Raw genomic sequence first — 20,634 nt, forward strand, 5'->3', positions numbered from 1 at the left:
TCGGCCTTCTACGAGTTGTCACGGCCGACTACTCGCACGAGTCTACGGTCTCATCGCGCATCGTTGGAAGCATCGAAGCTTAGCTTTTGGTAGTCACACCAAAACTTAAGGTGAAATCCATATTTGGCCGCGACCAGTTTTCGACGGCGCGTCGAGGGGCCTGCCCGACAGTTCACCCGAGACCTCGACCACCAGGAGTGGAGCGACCAATGGTGAGCAGACGCAACGTCATGAAGGCCGGTGCCACCGCGGGAGCAGCCGCGCTGGTCACGGCCACCGCGGCGGCGGCGGCCCGCGGTTCCACCCCGTCCGCGACACCGGCCCACGGCCCCCACACCGGCCATGGGAAGACGGCACACGTCGCGGCCGTCACCGCCCCGTTCGCTGTCCGGATGCCGATACCGCCCGTGCAGCAGCCGATCGCCTCGGTAGCCAACACCGACTTCTACGTCGTTTCCACCCGTAAGGCTCAAGCGGAGATCCTGCCCGGGACGCGTACCGAAGTGTTGACCTATGACGGGCTCTTTCCCGGCCCGACGTTCCGGGTCAAGACGGGCCGGCTCGCGGTCATCGCCCACAGCAACCACCTCGACATGCCGACCGCGGTGCACGTGCACGGAGGCCACACACCGTCGAGCAGCGACGGGTTCCCGACCGACGTGCTGGACCCGGGGAAGAGCCGGATCTACAGCTATCCCAACAAGCAGCGGGCGGCCACGCTCTGGTATCACGACCACGCCCACCACATGGAGGCCGAGCACGTGTTCCGCGGGCTCGCCGGCTTCTTCCTGATCGACGACCCAGCCCAGGCCGAACTGCGGTTGCCCTCCGGCAACCACGACATCCCGATCATGTTGCGCGACGCGCGGTTCGCCGACGACGCGAGCCTGGTCTTCGAACACGACGACTTCCAGTTCCGCAACACGATCCTCGTCAACGGCAAGCCGCAGCCCTACTTCCCGGTGGCCGCCCGCAAGTACCGGCTGCGCTTCGTCAACGCGTCCAACCTCCGCACGTTCACCCTGCGGCTCGGCAACGACGCCGAGGTCGCCCAGATCGCGAGTGACGGCGGGCTGCTCGCCGGGCCGACGCCGATCCGCTCGTGGAGCCTGACGCCCGGCGAGCGGATCGAGATCGTCGTCGACTTCGGCGCGTTCCCGGTCGGCAGCCAGGTCTTCCTCGACGACGCGGTGGCCGGGCCGGTGCTGCGCTTCGACGTCAACCGGGCTGCCGCCGACACCAGCCGGGTGCCCGACCGGCTGAGCACCATCCCCGCGCTGCCGGCGGCCACGAAGGAGCGGGCGTTCACGCTCAACTTCAACCCGTCGACCGGCCAGTTCCTCATCAACGGGCAGCAGTTCGACGCCGAACGGGTTGATACCGAGATCAAACGCAACACGACCGAGGTGTGGACGGTGACGAACGGCGACACGCTCTTCGGCATCCCGCACAACTTCCACCCCCACCTGGTCCAGTTCCGGGTGCTGGATCGCAACGGTCAGCCGCCAGCGCCGGGCGAGGCCGGGGTGAAGGACACCATCTCGGTGGGGCCGGGCGAGACGGTCCGACTCCAGGCGACATTCGGGCCATACCTTGGCCGATATGTCTACCATTGCCACATGATCGACCATTCGGCGAGTGGGATGATGGCACAGATGAAGATCGTTCCCTGACCCCTGAGAAAGGTTTCTTGTGCCCTCGGCAGAGAAGACTGTGCAGATTGGACGGACCCCCGAGGCCGTCTTCGCCTTTCTCGCCCGCGGCGAGAACGACGCGCGCTGGCGTCCCAACGTGCTCGACGTCGCGCGCGTCTCCGGCGAGGGGGTCGGCGCTCGCTACAAACAGGGGCTCAAGGGCCCCGGTGGGAGCCGCATCCCTGCCGACTACGAGGTGACCGGGTTCGAGCCGGGTCGACGTCTGGCGTTCCAGGCGACCGGCAGCGTGGTACGCACCCAGGGCGAATACACGCTCACCCCGGCCGACGGCGGCGGGACGCGGCTCACGCTGAAGCTGGCGTGGCAGCCGAGCGGGCTGTCGCGCTTCCTCGGCCCGGTCGTCGGCAAGACGTTCGAGGAGGAGATCGCCGCCCTCGACGCCCTTCGCGACCTGCTGGAGAGCGAAGCCTGAGCGCGGCGTGAGCCGGTGGCGCCGGCGGCAACCGCCGCCAGTGGATGTCGCCCGAGGGCCCGGAGCCAACTGACTCCGGGCCCTCATCCTGTCGAACTCAAGGACTGGCGCAGGTGACGTTGCTGGGTGCGGTGGCACCGTTGCCGGTGGCGGTGAACCCGAAGGTGGTGGAGGCGCTCGGGCCGACCGTGCCGTTGTAGGCGGCGTTCTTGACGGTGACACTGCCGGTGGTGCCCGTGTTGGTGCCGCTCCAGAGACTGCTGATGGCCTGACCACTGGCCAGGGTCAGGCCCACCGTCCAGCCGTTCAGGGGCGCTGTGGAGTTGTTGGCCACTGTCACCTCAGCCTGGAAGCCGCCGGGCCAGGTGTTGAGCGTCCGGTAGGTGGCAGCGCAGGTGCCGGGCTCACCGGTCGGCGGCGGGGTGGTCGGCGGATCGGTGGGCGGGTCGGTCGGCGGCGGGGTCGTCGGAGGCGTGGTCGACTCGAACTGGCTGAAGAACCTCCAGATCTCACCCGACGTCCAGGTCCGCGAGTCGTTGGGACTGCCCGACCCGTCCACCGGGCTTGGGGTGTGGTCCCCGTCGAACGCCGCCCACTGCACGGGGTAGCCGGCCCGGCAACCCGCGTACGCGGTGGTGATGTGGGTGAGGCTGCCCCGGCTCGGCTCGCGGGGGCTCTGCGCGGTGCAGCCGTTGTTGCGCACGAACGTGTCGCGCAGCTGCCGACCCTGGGAGATGTTCAGCACGCTGTCGTAGATGCCGTGGATGCCGAAGTAGGCGACCGGCTGCGTACCCCCGTTGCATCCGCTGAGGTTCGCGCCGGATATGACGGTGACCGCGCGAATGATCGTGGGCCGGGCACAGGCCACCGCGTAACTCATCGCCCCGCCGTAGCTCCAGCCCAGGGCGAAGCGCTGGGTGGTGTCCACGCACAGATCGTTCTCGATCTGCCGGGAGATGTCGTCGAAGAGGGTCAGGTCCCGACCGTTGGTATTGGCCCAGCCGGCGTTGAGACCCTGCGGAGCAACGAAGATCGTGCTGTTGTTCGACAGCGGCTGGAGCCCGTAGTAACCGGCCGAGGTGACGTTGTTGGCCGATCCGTTCAACCAGTGGAAGCCGAAAATCAGCCGGTACTGGCGGTTACGGTCGTACCCGTCCGGGATCCGCAGGTTGTACGTACGGCTCTGGCCGCTGCTCTGAATCGTCCGCGTCCCGGTGGCGAGTGTGGGGGCCTTGCCGCAGCCGGCGGTCGCCGCGAGGGTGCCGTTGGTGGCGGCCACCGCCGTCGCACCGAAACCGCCGCTCAACGCGGCGCCGGTGGTGGCCGCGAGGAGAAGCGCCGCGGCCGCGATGGATGGGAGGAAGAACCTACGTCTGAGCATTGCTTGGGCTCCTTGCCGTTCGACGACAAACAGTGGTCGCCAGGCATCAACGGGGGCCCGGACTGGTCACCGACCGGAAAGGCGGGAGGGGCGGACCCCTCGGCGCGTCTTCGCCGGCTGGCTCGGGTGACCGGGAGCGTGCCCTTCACTCCCGGGTGAAAGATAGCATGTTATCGATAACACGCCGAGCTGATCGCGCCTCGCGGGCTCACGTCCCGAGCGGCCGGGCCGCCCACTCGGCCGCCACTTCGTGCAGGTCACCGGTGCGGAAACGCGGGGGCTCGTGCAGCAGGAAGTCACGGTGGCTGATGTTCCAGGCGTACGCCCCGGCCATGGCGAAGGCCAGCACGTCGCCCACGCCGATCGGCCCCGCGGTGGCCGACCGGGACAGCACGTCCTTCGGGGTGCAGAGCTGCCCGACCACTGTGACCGGCCCGCCGTCGGTGCGGGGGCCGCCGGCACCCGGTCGCGGGTGCACAGTGAACGGCTGCGCGTGTCCCTTCGCCGCCGGAGTCCGCAGGTGGTGCGTCCCGCCGGCCACCACCACGAACCACTCGCCGTAGGAGCGCTTCACGTCGACGACCTCGGTGAGGTACGCCCCGCAGTAGGCGGTGACCGACCGGCCCGGCTCGATGCGCAGCCGCACGCCCGGATGCCTGTCGAGGACGTCCGTCAGGGCCCGGCCGTAGCCGTCCCAGTCGAATCGCGCGTCCGGGTCGGTGTAGTCGACTGTCATGCCGCCGCCGACGTCCACCTCGGCCGCGTCGACCTCGGCCGCAGCCCAACCGACCACGGCGGCGGCGACAGTCGCGGCGAGCGGCGCGTCCAGTCCACTGGCCAGGTGGGCGTGGATCCCCCGTACGTCGATGCCGGCGGGCGGGCGGCGGGCGCACGCGATCGCATCGGCCGGGTCCATCCCGAACGGGCTCGGTCCACCGCCCATGACCAGGCTCGCGCCCGGCGCGTCGACCGGCAGGTTCACCCGCAGCAGCACCTGGGCCGACCGGCCAGCCGCGGTGGCCAGCGCGCCGAGTCGCGCCAGCTCGGTGGGTGACTCGACGTGGATGCGGTGCACCCCGGCGGAGAGAGCGGCGGCGAGGTCCGCGTCGGTCTTGCCCGGCCCGGCGTAGGCGGCCGGCGCCCGTCCCGGCAGCACCTCGGCCAGCCTGCGCAGCTCGCCCCGGCTGGCGGCCTCGAACCCGTCGACGATCGGGGCGAGGGTTCGCAGCACACCCGGATCCGGGTTGGCCTTGACCGCGTAGAGCAGCTCGACCGGCTGGGGCAGCGCCGCCCGGATGGCTCGGGCCTGCCCGGCGAGCGCGTCGAGGTCGTGGACGTAGACCGGGCGGGTCATCGTGGCCCACCCATCGGGTTCGGCACCGGCACGAACGGTGCGGCCCGGTCGGCGTCACGCCGCCACCGGACCAGCAGGTTCGCCTTGGCCAGCAGCGGCTCCCCGGTCAGCAGCGGGCGCAGTTCCGCCGGCTCACCGAGGTCGGCGGCCACCGCCGCGACGACGGCGCGCAGCTCCTGCCACAGCCGCCGTTCGATTCCCGGTCGCGCGTCGGCGAGGGCCCCACTGATCCCACCGAGGTGGTTGACGAACAGGCAGTAGACGATCCGGCGATGGGCGGCCCGGGGACCGTAGCGGACCTGCGCCGGGACGCCGTCCGGCCAGGTGTCCCACCGATCGGCGTCCAGCTTCACCCCCTCCAGGTCGCGCAACAGCATCCGTACCGGACGGCGGTCCCGGTCGAGCACGACGACCACGTTCTGCAGGTGCGCCTCGTGCACGACGCCGTGGCTGAGCCAGCTGCGCAGCACCGCCGGCACCAGCAGGCCGACGTACGCGCGCCACCAGGCCACCGGGTCCGGTGTCACCAGCGGCGTCGCGGCCAGCGCCGCCGCGAGCACCGGGGTGTCGCCCGGACGCAGGTGCGGACGCAGGCCGTCGCGCAGGATCGTTCCGTACGCCTCGTCCGGGCCGGGTACGTCGACGGTGCGGTAGGCGGGCTCGGCGAGCAGCCCCACCCCGTCCGGCAGCGGCACCCGGGCCAGCAGGTCGGTCAGCGCCACCGCGCCGGTGAGTTCGTAACGCGCGTTCTTGCGCAGGCAGTTGGTGATCCGCACGTGCAGGCTGGTCTTCACGAACAGGTCGGCCTCGGGGGCGTAGAGGGTGCGGACGCTCGCCGTGGGTCGTACCGGCACACCGGCCGCCCCCAGGTCGCGCAGCCGTGGGTGGGTGGGCGGCATCAGCGACAGCTGCCAGGGGTGCACCGGCAGGACGCGGTGCCCGCGTGGGGGCCGTGGCGGGTCGAGCGCGGCCACCAGCGGATCGAACGGCCCGGCGTCGGCGATCAGGTCGTCCGGTACGGCAAGCCAGTGCAGCCGGAACGCCGTGCGCAGCTCCGGTGCGTACGCCCGCCACCTGTCCGGGTCGCCGCTGCGCCACTTCGGGGTGGGGTGGTGCGGGTGGCCGAAGACCAGCGACTGCTCGGAGTCGACGTACGCGTCGATGGCGGGCTCACCGGTGGGGGTCGGATCCTCAGCCGGTCGGTCGGCCAGCAGTCGGGCCACTGTGTCCCGGCTGGCCCGGACCTGCTCGGCGAACTCGTCGTTGACCAGGCCGGTACGTGTGGTGAGTTCCGCCGCTACCAGGGCGGCCAACCCGTCCGCGTCCAGGTCTTCCCACCGCCCGCCGCCGGTGGTGCGTTGGACCGGGCCGGTGTAGCGGTGCGCGCCGATCGGCGAGGTTCGCGCGACCTCGCAGCGCACCGTGACATCGAGGTGCCGCAGTGGCAGCCGGACGGCGCCGTCGACAACTGTCGGGGTGCCGTCCGGCGGGGCCAGCTCGCGCAGCAGGCAGCCGAAGACGGCGTGGGCGGCGGCCAGGTCGGCGCGCTGAGCGGTGTCGCTGGCCGGCCGGGAGCGCAACTGGGCGCTCGTCATCGTGTCTCCCGGAGGTAGTTCGGGCCGGTACGCAGGTAGTACTTGTTGATGTCGGCGCAGCCCAACCGCTGTTTGGGCAACAGGGTGCCGGCGGTGATCATCGCTTTGATGGGCAGCTGGGTGGCGTGCAGGACCCGCTCGGTGAAGGTCCGCGCCGCCGGTCCGTCGCCCCACCGGTCGCGGGCGGCGGCGAGCCGGGGCACCAGCGCCTCGGCGGGTGTCGGCACGGGCAGCCCCCGGGCGGCCAGGGCGACCAGTGGCGCGGCGGCGGCCAGGTGCAGGGTGATGGTGATGAACACGTCGGCCAACTCGTGCGGGTCGCGCGCCCACATCCGGTCGTCGTGCAGGGCGAGCCCGTTCGTGCCGTCGTGCCGCCTGTCGAGCCGGGCGCCGTCGTTGTCCTTGTAGAGCAGGCCGACAGTGCCGTCCGGGTGCACCAGCAGGTGGATGTTCTGCGGGTGCGCCTCCAGTGCGATCCCGTGGCGTAGCAAGAGGAAGACGTGCCAGTCGAGCAGCAACTCCAGGTAGGACTCCAGCAGCGCGACGGGCCGCTGCGGGCTGATCCGTTCCAGGACCGTGCCCGCCACCGGATCGGCGGCGGCGAGGGCCGCTACCGGCACCACCTGGACGCCGGCCAGGTCGCGCGGAAATCGGCGCAGCAGGAAACCGCGGCGCTCGTCGCCGTCGACGTGCGCCCAGGTGCTCTCGTCGACGTGCCGGATCCGACCGGCGAAGCTGGGTTCGGCGGTGGCGATCCGGTCGAGCAGTCCGGCGACGGCCGCGCCGTCGGCAAGCGAGCCCGGTTGCAGTGTGCGTCGGTTACGCGCGCCGAGACTCGCGGTCGGCAGCGGCAGCTTGAGATGCAGGTACGGGTCGTGGTCGAGCGCCACCGTCCGCATGGAGAGGGTGGGTCGCACCGGGGTCACCGGCAGGTCGACCACCGGGAGCGCGTCGCGGGCCACTGTGATCGGATGTGCCGGCAGCAGCAGCTGATCCGGTCGCGGCGCGCGCGGCCACCACGATGGAAGCTCGCCCGCGAGCTGAACGCCCTCGGCCGGGGCGGCGTACCAGCGCAGCGCGAACCGTGGGGCGTGCTCCGGGGCGTACCGGAGCAGTTCGTCGTCGCGCAGACCGTGCCGACACCGGTCGGTGGGGTAGACGGGGTGGCCGTGGTGGGCGGCGATCACGTCGTCCAGGAGCGCCGCCGGCAGACCGGTCGGGGTGAGCGCGCGTTCGGCGGCCACCTCGGTGAACACCCGCGCCCGGCTGCGGGCGGCAAGCCGTCGGGCCCGCAGGTCGGCGCGGCACTCGACGCCGAAGTCCCGCCAGCCGGCCTCGGCCTCGGCGTTGTCGCGTGGGGCGAGCAGGGTCACCAGCCCGTCCAACGTCTCCGTACGCTGCGTTTCGCCGGCGCGGGTCACCAGCAGCACCATCGGCGCGGCGCTGCGCAGAGCCTGCTGGAACCCGTCCGCCCGGACCGGTATGCGCAGCAGGCCAGCGGGGTGTGGCACCTGCCACCAGTCCGGCCCGTCCGGTCGACCGGCGCTGCGCAGCCCGAGGTGGTCCTCGCGCAGCAGGGCGTCGAGCACCCGGGTGAAGACCTCCCGCTCGCAGTCGTCGCTCACTCGACGATGGTCCACTGGAGGCCGTTGCGGAGGGCGGTCAGCGACTGCCGGACGGTGCCCTCGTCGGGGCCGATTCCGTGCAGCACGGCCAGGTAGTCGCGGTTCGTGCCGGTGTGCTCGGCGGTGCGGCCCACCTCGCGCAGCGGACGGCAGCCCAGTCGGACGTCGCCGTGGACGGTGTCGAGTGGGCCCGGTGCGGCGACGAGTCGGCCGGACCGGTCCGCGCAGACGTACTCGACGTGGGCGTAGCGGTCGACGGTGTCGGGTAGGCCGAGGGCGGCCAGCGGCTCGCCGAGGTGCAGCCGGATGACGTACTCGAACAACGGCACACCGAGCAGGTCGGCGAGGATCAGGTCCATCCGGTCGCCGATGAGGCGGTAGTTCACCTCGATCAGCCGGACCCGGCCGTCGGAGACGACGTACTCGGTGTGGCAGGCGCCAAAGCCGACCCCGAGCGCGTCGAGCCGCGCCCGCAGCTGGGTGCGCGCCTGCTCCGCCGGGGGCGACCAGGCGAGGCTCTCCTCGGTGAAGGTCGGCGGCGGACCGAGACCGGTGCGCCACCCGCCGAGGGAGGCCAGCTCGGTGCCGTCGCCGAGGGTCTCGAAGGTCCGCAGCTCGCCGGCGAGGTACTCCTCGACCACCAGTGCCACGTCCGGCCGCCGGCCACGGATCTCGGCGACCCGGGCGACCAGCTCGGCGCGGTCGGCCACCAGGTACGCGTCCTCACTGGCCACTCCCTCGCGGGGTTTGACCACCGCCGGGAACATCCCGGTCGGCACGTCCGGCGTGGTGTCGGGGTCGATGGTGACGGTGCGGACCAGATCGAGGCCGGCAGCGGCGATCGCCCGGCGGGCCGCGGCCTTGTCCTTGCAGAGACGGGCGGCGTCCGGGTCCTTGCCGGGCAGGCCGAGCTTTCGAGCGGCGATCGCGGTGGCCTCCTGGAGATGGTCGCTGTTGGACAGTAGCGCCACCGCTCGGGTGGCTGCCGTCGCCGCGACCACGGCGGCCGGGTCGCGGACCGCGCAGCGCGCCACAGGCACGTCGGCAGGCCATTCGGCCGGCCGGTCGGTCAACACGGTGGCCGACAGCCCGAGCGACGCCGCCGCCGGGAGAAACCCGTCCAGGACGGCGTCGGTGGGGTTGAGCGCGGTCAGGTAGAGCCGCATACCGCCTCCGTCGACTACCACGATGTGACTATTAGGGTAGCCTACCCTTATTAGACGGTTTTGGTGCGATCTGCCCGGTGCAGCAACCCCGCGGCGACCAGGCCACCGATCAACACCGCAGCCGCGCCCACCAACTGCCCCGTCTCCAGCGCCGAGGCGAAGGCGACAGTCACGGCCTCCCGTTCGGCCCCGTCACCTGCGGCGGCGAGGGCCGCCGGGAACGACCCGGCACCGGCCAGAGCCGCCGGCAGCAGCGCCGCGAACCGGGCGTTCAGCACGGCACCCAGCACCGCGATGCCGAGGCTGCTGCCGACCTCGGTCATGGTGCCGTCGACACCCGCGCCCGCGCCGGCCTTCGCCGCCGGGATCGCGCTCATCACCGCCTCGACGATGGCCGGATTGGCGAGCGCGCACCCAACACCCATGACGAGCAGCCCGACCAGCAGCACCGCGTACCCGTCGGACGGGAAGAGGGTGACCAGCGCGAGACCGGCCGCGAGCAGCGTCATGCCAACGGCGATGGCGACCGCCAGGCCGAGCCGGCGGATCACACTCGCGACGACGCCGCTGACGTTGAGCAGCACGATGGACAGCGCGAAGGGCGCCATCCGCAGACCGGCCTCCCAGGCGGGATAACCCCTGACGAACTGGAGGTGCTGGGTGAGCAGGAACAGCGCGCCGGTGGCGCCGAACGTGATCAGCACGACGCCGGAGATCGCACCGACGAAGCGCCGGTCCCGGAAGAAGCGCATGTCCAGCATCGGGTGCGCGATCCGTCGCTCCCACCGCACGAAGACACCGAGCAGGAGTACGCCGACGACCCCCGCGCCGATCACAGCGGTCGACGCCCACCCGCGCTCCGGCCCGGAGATGATCGCCCAGACGACAGCGGTCAGGCCGGCGGTGGAGAGCACCGCGCCGAGCACGTCGAGTCGGCCGCCGGCCGGCCCGCGGGACTCGGGGACCAGCGCGCGGCCGACGAGCAGGCAGACCAGCACGACCGGCACGTTCATCAGGAAGATCGCGCCCCACGGCAGATGCGCGAGGATCGTGCCGCCGATCGGCGGCCCGATGGCGAAGCCCAACGCGCTGGTGGCGGCCCAGATGCCGATCGCCCGGGAGCGCTCGGCCGCGTCGAAGACCTGCATCGCCACCGCGAGCGTCGCGGTGACCAGCAACGCGCCACCGACTCCCATCCCGGCCCGCGCGGCGATCAACTGCCCACTGGTGCTGGCCAGACCGGCGGCCAGCGAGCCGACCCCGAAGAGGACCAGGCCGGCGAGCAGCGTCCGACGACGGCCGTACCGGTCGGCGGCGCTACCCGCGGTGAGCAACAACCCGGACAACACCAACGCGTACGCGTTGATCATCCATTGCACCTCGGCGGTGCTGGCACCCAACTCGGTGGTGAGCACCGGCACCGCCACGGTCAGCACCGTGTTGTCCAACACCACTACCAGTTGCGCGACGCACAGCACGGCCAGGATGAGCCATCGCTGTGGCAGTCGTGCCGATGTCGTGGTGTCGGTGGTCGGCTGAACGGTGGTCACGCCACCGCCTTGACGCCGTCCACTGCGGGCTGCTCGGTGGACTGCTCGGCCGTCGGGCCGACGGCGGGGCCGGGCCGGTGCGGGAATCGCCGCTGGTGAGAGAGGCCGAGGGCGACCCCGGCGGCCACCAGCACGATGGCCGCGACAGCTACCGCCGGATAGCCGACCCGGTCGGCCGCCGCGAGACCGATGGACGCGGCCACGAACGAGCAGACCAGGCCGAACGACGACAGCACAGTGAAGTCGGTGCCGCCGGTTTCGGGCCGGGAGTAGTCCATGTTGACCGTGTAGAGCACGACGTTGGCGATGGTGTAGGCCACCATGAAGCAGCAGAGCGCGGCGACCGTCCCGCCCAGCGGAGCGTTGCCGTTCATCAGCGGCAGCAGCAGCAACGTCGACACGGTGAGCGCCACGCCGCCGACCACCAGCACTCCACTGCGCCCGAACCGCCCGATCCCGAGCCCCGCGACAAGGCCCGCCACGATGGCCGGGGCGCTGATCACCACGCCGGTGACGACGCCGATCCGACCCAACGACCACCCGGCGTCGACCAGGGCCGGGGTGACCAGGGCGTACGCCATGCCCGCACCGACGTAGACCAGCGGCACCACGCCGAAGGTCCACCACCGGCAGCCCGGCTGGCCGAACACCGACAGCAACGCCCGGTAGGCAGCGCCGACCCGTTCCACCCGATCGGTGCGGGGAGGCTCCCGGAACCGCCACACCACCACCAGGCCGACCGCCGTCATCGCGGCCAGCAGGCCGATCGCCGGCACCCAGCCGAACTGGTCGTAGACCAGGACGCAGGCGCCACCGCCGAGCAGGTTGCCGAGGTAGCTAGCGGCGACCTGGATGCCGTTGCCGGTGCCCCGGGCCGAGTCGGCCAACATCCGGACCGCGACGGCGTCCACCGCGATGTCCTGGGTGGCCGAGAAGAACACGTACGCGGCGCAGATCGCGATGATCGGGCCGAGCGCGTCGGCCGGGCTGGCGAACGGCAGCAGCGCCAGCAGGGCGAGCACCAGGGCGGTCTGGAGCACGAGCAGCCAGGAGCGGTAGTGGCCGCGGTGCCGTGAGCCGTACCGGTCGAGGATCGGCGCCCAGAGGAACTTGATGGGCCAGATCAGGCCGACGATCTGCAACAGCGCCAGCGTGTCCAGCGAGGTGCCGCCGTCGCGCAGGATGGCGGTGAGCCCAACGGTGATGAAGCCGACGCCGAGGTACTGGGTGACGTACAGCGCGGTCAGGGTGCCGAGGCGGCCCTTCATGCCGCTTTCCAGTAGCCGAGGGAGGTCAACCGGTCCTTGTCGACGCCCAGCGTCTTGCGCAGGTGTCGGGTGATGCCCCGGGTGGTGGCCGCCTCGCAGGCCACCCAGTAGTGGCCAGCGCCGCTGGTCGGCACTGCCGAGCAGACCGTGTCGACGAGATGCTGACCCGCTTCGCGCCGCGGCACCCAGGTGACGTCGTGGTGCGCCCGGGCCCGCAGCGCGAGTGCCTTCTCGCCCTCGTGGGCGTACTCCAGCCACACCGTCGCCGGAATGTTGGCGCCGGCGTCGAGCAGGCTGTTCACCGCGGGCAGCGAGGCCGCGTCGCCGATCAGGTAGAGGTGCTCGGGCGCCGGGTCGGGCAGCTCGAAGGCGCTGCCCTGCATCGTCGCGCTGATGGTGTCGCCAACCGTGGCCGTGGTGGCCCAGCGGGCCGCACAACCGTCGTGGATGGCGAACTCGAGTGTGAATCGGCCGGTGGCCGGATCGGGGTCCACCAGCGTGTACGCGCGCTGGTGGACCCGGCCGTCGTTGTCGAACCACAGCCGGATCCACATCGTGGGGTGCACCCCGCACGTCTCCAGCAGGCCGCCCCCGTCCATGAGGAGCCGCTGGTAGTGCCCGTCGATCGACTCGGTGCTCAGGACGGTCAACTGAAAGTCCCGCCCTCCCATGGCCTTGAGGACCAGGGCCTCCCAGTTCCGTTTCACGCACCCCTCCAGGTAAGGTCATCCTTGGTTAGGGGAGGTTAACCTAAGTTGCGCCCCGGATGGAACAGAGGACAGCGCCCGATGACGTACCAGGAGAAGATCGCCGGTCTCGGCGAGCTGTCGTTGGTGACCGTGGACCCGGACCGGGACGCCGCACTCCTGCACGGTTGGGTGACCCTGCCCCGCAACTCCTTCTGGGGCATGGGTTCGCACAGCCTCGAAGAGGTCCGCGAGATCTATGCCTTTGTGGACAGTCTGCCCACGCACCACGCGTACCTGATCAGTGTCGACGGGGAGCCGGTCGGCCTCTTCCAGAGCTATCAGCCCGAGGCGGACCCGGTCGGCGAGCGCTACCCCGTCCAGCCCGGTGACGTGGGGATGCACCTGCTGCTCAGCCCCGACCGACGCCTCGCCCGCAGCCTCACCAACGCGGCCGGCCCGGCCGTCGCCCGCTTCCTGTTCCGCGACCCGGCCGCGCAGCGGATCGTTGTGGAGCCGGACGTCCGCAACCACCTCGCCCTGCGCCGGCTGGAGATCGAGGGCTTCACCTTCGACGCCGAGATCGACATGCCGGACAAGCGGGCCCAACTGGCGTTCCTGACCCGCGCCCGGTTCGCCGAGAGGCACCCGACGCCGGCCTGACCAGCGCCGTCAGCCGACGGCCCCTGGCGACCGTCAGCCGTTGGCGTTCCAGAACCCGACGAGGGTCGCTGTCCACCAGGCGAGCTGCGAGATCGTGGCAGCGGCGACACCCGGCAGCAGGGCGGACCAGGGTGGGCGGCCCCGCACGGCCACGAGTCGATCCCGGACCCGGCCGAGGAACAGCCCGTTGATGCCGACCACCAACACCGCGAGCAACTTGACCCAGACCAACGCGGACGACGTGTCCGGTCCGAGGGCGGTCCCACTGGCGAGCAGACCCACCAGACCCAGCCAGATGAGCAGGTGCGCGCCGCGGGCGGCGGTCAGCACGGTGCCGAGCGGTTCCTGGCGCAGCAGCCAACGCAGGCTGAACCAGTCCACAGTCAGCACCGCGCCGAAGCCCACCACGAGGCAGGTCAGGTGGCAGAAGAGGGCGACCATCCGCGCACCCGGAGAGAGGGTGACGTGCGGCGCGACCAGGATCGCGATCAGCCAGCCGAGACTGACCGTCAGCACCGAGGCGACGATGGTGGCCCGGCCGGCGGCGCGACGGTGGCCGCCGCGCCAGCCGGCCGCCGGCACCGGGGCGACCGTGTCGGGCGGTGACGCGTTGTGGGTCCGGTGCGTCGCGCGGCGCACCGGGCGGACGGTGTCCGACGTGACGGCACGGTGGGCGGGACGGGACGCCCGGGTCGGGGGTTTGACGTCGGCGCGCAGGTCAGACGTCCGCATCGACCGGTCCTCTGGGCCGCATGTTCAGCCGCCCGGCGCGGCGGGAGGCGCGCCGGGCCGGTTGTCCAGCGTGTTCAGCTCGGCGGCCCGCGCCTGCTGGATCCGGCCTGCGAGCGCCCTCAGCTCCGGGCTTCCCCCGGCGGTCTGCTCGCCCCGGCACAGCACCACAGTCTGCGCGAGGTGCGCCCGGATCAGGCCAGCCGCCCGGGACGACACCTCCGCGTCGGACGCGGCACGTAGCTCGGCGAGGCTGGCCTGGGTGACCATCCCTGGCATCTGATGGCCCTCGTGGATGTTCAGCTCCGGCACGTTTCCCGCGGCCAACAGCCCACGCAGGTCCCGCAACTCCGCCTGATGGGCCTTTCGGACCTCGCCGAGGAGAGCCCGTAGCGACGGATCCGCCGGGCGGGTGTCGAGCTGATCGATCAGCGCGAGCGCTCCCTCGTTCATCGGGATCAGCAGTTGAATGAAGGCATCATCGGTGCCGTTGAGCACCACCGGGGCGGTCGGCGCCGCAGCGGCCGTCGACGCTGCCACCGACGACGCTGCTGGTGCCTGGTCGGTGCGGCCCCAGCCCTGGGTGAGCCCGACGGCCACCGCCGTGGCGGCCAGTGTCGCGACGACGCCGACCAGCCGCCCGGCCCGCACGCGAAGCCCTCGGCGCTGCACCGTGATCTGCTCGTCCATCCGTTCGCCGGTGCTCAACGGGCCGCTTGGAACGCGCGGCCGACCACTGTCGCCTCGGTCCCGTCGCTGAACAACCCGGACCGATCCTTGTCCGTGGCGGGTAGCCCGAACCAGGCGTAGCGCTGCAGGTAGGGGAGTTGGCCGAGCATGGCGGTGGCCGCCGTGAGGAAGGCCGCCTGCTGCTGCTGACTGGGGAACTGCGAACCGCCACCGGCGAAGCGGATCAGCGCGAACTCGGTCAGCCAGATCGGCTTCCGGTACCGCTGGTAGACGGCCTGGAGGTACTGCCGGAGTTGGGCCACCGCGGCGGCGGTCGTGAAGTCGGCACCGAACCAGTGCAGCGTGATGAAGTCCACCCGGTGGCCGCGGGCCTGGGCCCCGGTCATGAACCTGTCCAGCCAACCCTGCGGGTCCGGCCCACCCCAGGCGACCGCCGGGCTGCCCAGCTTGCTGCCCGTCGCCATCAGCTGCGGCCACAGGTCCAACGCCTGCTCGACTGTCATGTTCGCCTGCTCAGGCATGTCCGGCTCGTTGAAGGTGAGCAGGTACGGCCCGGCGGCCTTGGCCCGAGCCAGCTCCGCAGCGGTGACGTTCTCCGCGCTGCGGATCATCGGCACGAACGTCGCACCGCGCGGCGTGCTGATCCCCGGGTGCTGGGTGCCCCAGGTGTAGTACCAGCTGGCCTTGGAGTTCGCCAACGCCTGAGTCGCCCCGGCGAAGTTCCACACCCCGACGCCCTTGCGGGCGGAGCTGACCGCCGGCGCGACCGGCGCCTTCGACGAGGGGCGTGCGCTCGGCGAGGGCGCGACGCTCGGGGCGGCGACGGTGGGCGCGGCAGACGGCGGCGCCGCCCACGAGGGCGCGGACGGATCGTCCGGCTGGATCACCACCGCCATGGTGATGGCCAGGACGGCGGCGGCCACACCGGCGGCGAGGGACGGCACGAGGCCACGGGGCCGGCTCACCGCGAGGTCGACGACACTCGGGCCGCCGCTGGCATCGGTGGGCACCGCGCTCTGTGGGGTCGGCCCGCCGGCGGATCCGGCCGTCGGGCCGGACGGCGCGACGGCCTGCGCGGCGGCTGCCGGGGCGGCAGCGCTCGGCAGGTGGGCGCCGAGACCCGCCGGCAGCGGCAGCAACGGCATACCGGCGAGCAGCCGGTCGATCGGCAGGAGGGTGGTGCCCAACCGTCCACAGAACGCGCAGTCGCGGACGTGTCGAGCCAGTCGTTTGCGCCACAGCGAGCTGGGCGTGCCGTCCCACTCGGCGGTCACGGCGCCCAGGTCCGGGCAGCCGGGGCGGGCGCGGAGCGCGCGTACGACGCCACGGGCGCTCTGGATCTGCTCCTTCATCCGGTGGATCCGCACCGCGACGTGCCCGGGTGACAACCCGAGCGCGTCGGCGACCTCGTTGCGGGTGATCTCGCCGGTCTCCTCCAGCCACCACAGCGAGAGCAGTTCCTGATCGTCCGGGTCGAGCCAGCGGGTCGCCTCGGCGACCTCACGTCGTTGGTCGGTGAGGCCGAGCCGGAGGATTGTCATCCCCGCGAAGTCGGAGGCGGGGTCGGGCACGTTGTGGATCGCGTCCAGCCCGGCGTCGCGGTTGAGCGCGACACGTCGGCGCGTCTCCCAGTCACGCACCTGACGGATGGTGATCGCCACCAGCCAGGACCGGTATGCCGCCGGGTCGTTGAGCGCGGGCAGGTACCGGATCACCCGTACCAACGTCTCCTGGACCACGTCGTCGACGTCGGCGTGCCCGCGCAGCGCACGCCCGACGATGTTGTAGACCAGCGGGAGCGAGGCCGCCACGACGTCGTCGAGAGCGCGCTGGTCGCCCTGCCGGGCCGCGACGACCAACCCGACATCGGGCAGTGCTCGACCGGCTGACGACATGGGTCTCACTCCTTGGGTGCTCATCCGCGCGGCGCCCACGCTGGGTGTGCTGACCGCCCTCAAGATCGGAGACTCGCGGCAGCGGGTGGGATTACAGAATTCCCGGGCGCCCGGTTCGCCACAAGCGAGACGGGTCCGTCGGCGGCGCATATGTGGTGCCGGCGCCGGGTATGGTGCGGGGTGTCGGTGTCGCCGGGCGTTCGCCCGTGCACAGGACACCAGCATTCGGGCGCCAGCGTGTGCGCCGAAGCGTCACCAGGTCGCACGGCCGACGTTGCCGAGGCCCCAGACGCACCCCTCTCGTAGAGACAGGATCCCTGCATGACATCGAACGACAACGGTCGACCCGCCCTGTTCCTCGCCACGTCGCACGGTGACGTGCTGGACGGACCGGCGGTGACCTTCGACAGCAGCGAGGAGGCCATGCGGCAACTGCGCCACCCGTTCGCCGTGAAGCCGGCCCAACCGGCCGCGACCGCCGCCGACGTCTCGGACCAGCGCGGCTGATCCCCGCCCACTCGCTCCTCAAACGCCTAGCCTCATACTTTCGGCTAGAAAATAGTCGGTCTTTCGGGTAGTGTCCGGGTCATCAAGTGAACGACATGACGCGGTGGCGAGGCCCGTGCTCGTGGCCTTGCGACAGCGCACCTTCGCCCGTACGTGCGCCCCGGCGGCAGCCGGTTCGGAGACTCTTCCGGTCGACTCGATCGACGGGCCTGCGGGAAGGACCACCCACATGGCCACCATTGTCGCCAACGCCACCACCGCCGATCAGCGGAGCAGCGAGCAGGACCCGGACGACCTCCTCGCCGTCCTGGCGGCGACCCCGGCGGACGATCCCCGCCGCCCGGCAGTGCGGGACCGCGCCATCGAGGCGTGGCTGCCGCTCGCCCGGCACCTGGCGCGCCGCTACGGCGGGCGCGGCGCACCCGACGACGACCTGGTCCAGACCGCCTGCGTCGGGCTCATCAAGGCCGTTGACAACTTCGACCCCGACCGGGGTGTCGACTTCAGCGGGTACGCCATTCCCACCATCATCGGCGAGATCAAGCGATACTTTCGGGACCGCACCTGGGCGGTGCGCGTGCCCCGCCGCCTCCAGGAGCTGCGCCTGTCGATCAGCGCGGCGAACAGCGCCCTGACCCAGACCCTCGGCCGCTCGCCGACCGTCGCCGACATCGCCTCCTACCTCGACGTGACCGAGGAGACCGTCCTGGAAGGGCTGGAGGGCGCGCGCGCCTACCGGGCCACCTCGCTGTCCACCCCGACCGGGGCTGACGGCAGCCGGGAACTCGGGGACACCCTCGGCGACGACGACAGCGCGTTCGACCTCGTCGAGATCCGCGTCGCCCTCGGCCCGGCCCTCGCCACGCTGCCGGAACGCGAGCGCCAGATCCTGAGCCTGCGCTTCCACGGCAACCTGACCCAGGCTCAGATCGCCGACCGGATCGGCGTCTCACAGATGCACGTGTCCCGGCTGATCACCCGCTCGCTGGCCGCACTGCGTCACCAGCTCAGCCCGGACATCGCCGCCTGAGCCCGATCAGAGTTGGATGACGTGGCCCACCCGTGGCGGCGTACGACCGGCGAGAACGTCGAGCCAGGCGTGTCGCAGCGCCTCCGGCCCGGCACCCACCCGAACGTCCAACCATCCGCTCACCACTGCGGCGAAGCGTTGCCAGGCCTCGGTGAACCGCTGGTCGAGGCCGTCGCGGCCCCAGTCGTGGCTGCGCTTGCGCATCTGCACCGGCGCGAAGAACACCTCCTCGGCGGCGTCGGCGTTCGGCGTCTGGTTGGTGAGCCCGACCGCGATGTCCCGGACGAGCCGATCGCCGAGGCGTCGACGCAGGGCGGCACGGCTCGAGGGTGCCCCGGACAGGTCGAGGTAGAGGGTCGGGACCACGTCGAGGGCGTCGATGTCGTCGTACGACACGACCTCGTCGTAGCAGCCGAGCGACCGGGTGAACTCCAGGTTGCCCGGTGAGGTGAGACCGACCAGGCGCGGCCCGCGCCGGTGCAGCTCGAACGCGGCGGCGTACGCGGTCTTGCTCGACGCCGACGACACCAGCAGCGCCTCGGCACCGTAGAAGTCGTTGTCGACGACCTGATCGGCCAGCATGAACGAGGTGAAGAACAGCGGCCGGAACAGGATCAGCAGATCCTCCTGGTCGCGCTGGTACGCCGGGTCGCCGGTGGTCGACCGGTACGCGTTGTACGGCGACGGCAGCTCGGCCCGGTGCGGGCTCGCCTCGCGGAACCCGGACACGTCCACCCGGTCCGGCCGCACCACGAGGTGACCGGCGGGCGGGAGGTAGCCGTAGATCCGTTGCCCCACCTCGACGCCGGCCACCGCCGAGGCGACCACGTCGGCGAAGCCCCAGAGCGGCGGCAGGCCCCACTGCGGCCCGAGGCCCTGGGCCGCCGGCGGAAAGAACTGCCAGTACCGCATCGAGTCGCCGAGCACCGCGTAGGTCACGTTGTTGGCGGTGAGGCCGACGCGGTCCACGCGCAGCAGCGCCTCGCCGTCGGCCAGGGCGGGGGTGGAGCCATCGACGAGCGTGGTCCGCCCGAGGTCGTCACGCGCCACGGCGAAGGTCCATGAGTCAGCCATGAGGTGACGCTAGACAGCCTCACAACCGGAGACAAGTGCACTGGGAGTGCAAAATCCCACTGCGCGCGGTCAGTGTCGGAGCGCGGCGAGGTCGCGGAGGTGCGCGAGCGGCAGGTGCGGTGGCCGCCACTCCACGAAGAGGGCCGTCGCGTCGTCCTCGAGTTGGTCGTCCTGATAGCCGACGACCGCGCGGACCAGGCGACGCATCGTCTCTGGGCTGGGCAACCCGTCGTTCAGGGCACGGTTGACGAAGTCGACGAGCCGGTCCAGACCGAACTGCTCACCCTCCGCGCTGCGGGCGTCGGTGATGCCGTCGGTGTAGGCGAGTATGCGGTCGCCCGGGTGCAGATTCTCCACGTGCACCCGCGGTCGGCGAGGTGACAGGTGGCCCAGGCCGAGCGGCAACACGGTCGGCCCGGGTAGCTCCCGGACGGCCTTGCCGTCACGGAGCAACATCGCACCGGGATGCCCGGCGTTGATCATGCTGAGCTGACCGGTCTGGCGGTCCAACTCGATGAGCAACCCGGTCGCGAAGAAGTTCGGGTGCTCGGAGCGCACCCACCGGTCGATGCTGATCGCCGTGTCGACCAGGTCGAGGCCACACCGACGGGCATTGCGGTACGCGCTGACCACCAGCGAGGCCAGGGTGCTCGCCTTGATGCCGTGCCCGCAGGTGTCGAAGAGCCCGACGCTGAGCACGTCGTCGTTCAACGCGTAGTCGAAGATGTCGCCGCCGACGTCGTAACACGGTTCGAGGATGGCGGTGACCACCAGGTCGTCGGTGGCGAAGGTCAGCGGCGGGAGCAGGCCCCACACGATCTCGGCCGCGACCTGCATCGGCATCCGCCGCCGCATCCGCTCGACCACGTCACCGTAGAGCCGGCGGTTGACCAGGATCTGGGCGACGTTGACCGCCACCTCCCAGGCCGGGGCGTCCATCGTCTCGTCGGCGGCGGCCGGGGAGACGATCTCCAGTACGCCCATCCGCTCACACCCGAGCAGCAGCGGCACCCACACCCGGTCCGGATTGTCGGGCGCACGCTGGATGTCGAGGGTGGTGAAGGCCCGGCCGGCGAGCGTCGTCTCGATCGGCAGCTGGTCCCGGTCGAGCCCCGCGCCGAGCAGCGGCACGAGCAGGGTCTGCGTGTAGTCGGCCAGATAGATCACGATCTCGCTGGCATCGAGAGCGGGCGCCGCGCGGGCGACCAGTTGCGACACCTCGTCCGGGCCACCCCGGGGCGCGTTGAGCTGCAACCAACGCACCACCTCGCCGACGTCAGCCATGCTCCACCTC

The 20,634-nt window shown here is 71.5% G+C and carries 18 protein-coding genes; 5 read left to right on the forward strand and 13 right to left on the reverse strand.

What is annotated here, in order from left to right; all coding sequences use genetic code 11:
- Positions 1-209: 209 nt before the first annotated feature.
- Both OG992_RS17635 and OG992_RS17640 read left to right on the forward strand, forming a co-directional pair.
- Positions 210-1,673 (forward strand): multicopper oxidase family protein, encoded by a 1,464-nt coding sequence (locus tag OG992_RS17635; protein WP_266303764.1) that lies wholly within the window; start codon positions 210-212, stop codon positions 1,671-1,673.
- A gap of 19 nt (positions 1,674-1,692) precedes the next feature.
- Positions 1,693-2,127, forward strand: a complete 435-nt coding sequence (locus tag OG992_RS17640) for an SRPBCC family protein (protein ID WP_238683699.1) — start codon at positions 1,693-1,695, stop codon at positions 2,125-2,127.
- Positions 2,128-2,224: 97 nt separating this feature from the next.
- On the opposite strand, the gene OG992_RS17645 is transcribed toward OG992_RS17640, so the two are convergent.
- The 8 genes from OG992_RS17645 to OG992_RS17680 all read right to left on the reverse strand — a co-directional run bounded on the left by OG992_RS17645 (position 2,225) and on the right by OG992_RS17680 (position 12,773).
- The gene (locus OG992_RS17645) at positions 2,225-3,508 is read right to left on the reverse strand and encodes a cellulose binding domain-containing protein (protein WP_238683700.1); all 1,284 of its coding nucleotides are present in this window, start codon (positions 3,506-3,508) and stop codon (positions 2,225-2,227) included.
- Positions 3,509-3,716: 208 nt separating this feature from the next.
- Positions 3,717-4,862: an alanine racemase gene (locus tag OG992_RS17650; RefSeq protein WP_266303765.1), complete on the reverse strand. Its 1,146-nt coding sequence runs from the start codon at positions 4,860-4,862 to the stop codon at positions 3,717-3,719.
- A complete protein-coding gene (locus OG992_RS17655) occupies positions 4,859-6,457 on the reverse strand; it encodes an IucA/IucC family siderophore biosynthesis protein (protein WP_266303766.1) in 1,599 nt (532 codons plus the stop codon). The genes OG992_RS17650 and OG992_RS17655 overlap by 4 nt, the downstream gene beginning before the upstream one ends.
- Positions 6,454-8,082, reverse strand: coding sequence for an IucA/IucC family protein (locus OG992_RS17660; protein WP_266303767.1), 1,629 nt, complete (start codon positions 8,080-8,082; stop codon positions 6,454-6,456). Before OG992_RS17660 ends, OG992_RS17655 begins: the two co-directional genes overlap by 4 nt.
- Positions 8,079-9,248: a siderophore biosynthesis protein gene (locus OG992_RS17665; protein ID WP_323181952.1), complete on the reverse strand. Its 1,170-nt coding sequence runs from the start codon at positions 9,246-9,248 to the stop codon at positions 8,079-8,081. Before OG992_RS17665 ends, OG992_RS17660 begins: the two co-directional genes overlap by 4 nt.
- Positions 9,249-9,298: 50 nt before the next feature.
- Entirely contained in the window at positions 9,299-10,798 is a 1,500-nt protein-coding gene (locus tag OG992_RS17670; RefSeq protein WP_266303769.1) for an MFS transporter, read from the reverse strand.
- A complete protein-coding gene (locus OG992_RS17675; protein ID WP_266303770.1) occupies positions 10,795-12,066 on the reverse strand; it encodes an MFS transporter in 1,272 nt (423 codons plus the stop codon). The genes OG992_RS17670 and OG992_RS17675 overlap by 4 nt, the downstream gene beginning before the upstream one ends.
- Entirely contained in the window at positions 12,063-12,773 is a 711-nt protein-coding gene (locus OG992_RS17680) for a siderophore-interacting protein (RefSeq protein WP_266303771.1), read from the reverse strand. Before OG992_RS17680 ends, OG992_RS17675 begins: the two co-directional genes overlap by 4 nt.
- Before the next feature lie 81 nt (positions 12,774-12,854).
- Between OG992_RS17680 and OG992_RS17685 the strand changes: the two genes are divergently transcribed.
- A complete protein-coding gene (locus OG992_RS17685; RefSeq protein WP_266303772.1) occupies positions 12,855-13,415 on the forward strand; it encodes a GNAT family N-acetyltransferase in 561 nt (186 codons plus the stop codon).
- 33 nt (positions 13,416-13,448) lie between these two features.
- Here the strand turns inward: OG992_RS17685 and OG992_RS17690 are convergent, their stop codons facing one another.
- Genes OG992_RS17690 through OG992_RS17700 form a run of 3 tightly spaced genes read right to left on the reverse strand, consistent with a single transcriptional unit; the run spans position 13,449 to position 16,729 of the window.
- Positions 13,449-14,147, reverse strand: coding sequence for a hypothetical protein (locus OG992_RS17690; RefSeq protein ID WP_238683709.1), 699 nt, complete (start codon positions 14,145-14,147; stop codon positions 13,449-13,451).
- Positions 14,148-14,171: 24 nt separating this feature from the next.
- Positions 14,172-14,834, reverse strand: a complete 663-nt coding sequence (locus tag OG992_RS17695) for a DUF305 domain-containing protein (protein WP_266303773.1) — start codon at positions 14,832-14,834, stop codon at positions 14,172-14,174.
- Positions 14,835-14,848: 14 nt separating this feature from the next.
- Positions 14,849-16,729, reverse strand: coding sequence for a sigma-70 family RNA polymerase sigma factor (locus tag OG992_RS17700; RefSeq protein ID WP_266303774.1), 1,881 nt, complete (start codon positions 16,727-16,729; stop codon positions 14,849-14,851).
- A gap of 321 nt (positions 16,730-17,050) precedes the next feature.
- On the opposite strand from OG992_RS17700, the gene OG992_RS17705 reads away from it, so the two are divergent.
- Both OG992_RS17705 and OG992_RS17710 read left to right on the forward strand, forming a co-directional pair.
- Positions 17,051-17,236, forward strand: a complete 186-nt coding sequence (locus tag OG992_RS17705; RefSeq protein WP_266303775.1) for a hypothetical protein — start codon at positions 17,051-17,053, stop codon at positions 17,234-17,236.
- 229 nt (positions 17,237-17,465) lie between these two features.
- Positions 17,466-18,266: an RNA polymerase sigma factor SigF gene (locus tag OG992_RS17710; protein ID WP_266303776.1), complete on the forward strand. Its 801-nt coding sequence runs from the start codon at positions 17,466-17,468 to the stop codon at positions 18,264-18,266.
- Positions 18,267-18,272: 6 nt separating this feature from the next.
- On the opposite strand, the gene OG992_RS17715 is transcribed toward OG992_RS17710, so the two are convergent.
- A complete protein-coding gene (locus OG992_RS17715; RefSeq protein WP_266303777.1) occupies positions 18,273-19,340 on the reverse strand; it encodes a DUF2855 family protein in 1,068 nt (355 codons plus the stop codon).
- A 69-nt stretch (positions 19,341-19,409) separates the two neighbouring features.
- Positions 19,410-20,624, reverse strand: coding sequence for a PP2C family protein-serine/threonine phosphatase (locus OG992_RS17720; protein ID WP_266303778.1), 1,215 nt, complete (start codon positions 20,622-20,624; stop codon positions 19,410-19,412).
- Positions 20,625-20,634: the final 10 nt, after the last annotated feature.

The sequence above is a fragment of the Micromonospora sp. NBC_00362 genome, from assembly GCF_026342155.1.
Lineage (GTDB): Bacteria > Actinomycetota > Actinomycetes > Mycobacteriales > Micromonosporaceae > Micromonospora > Micromonospora hortensis.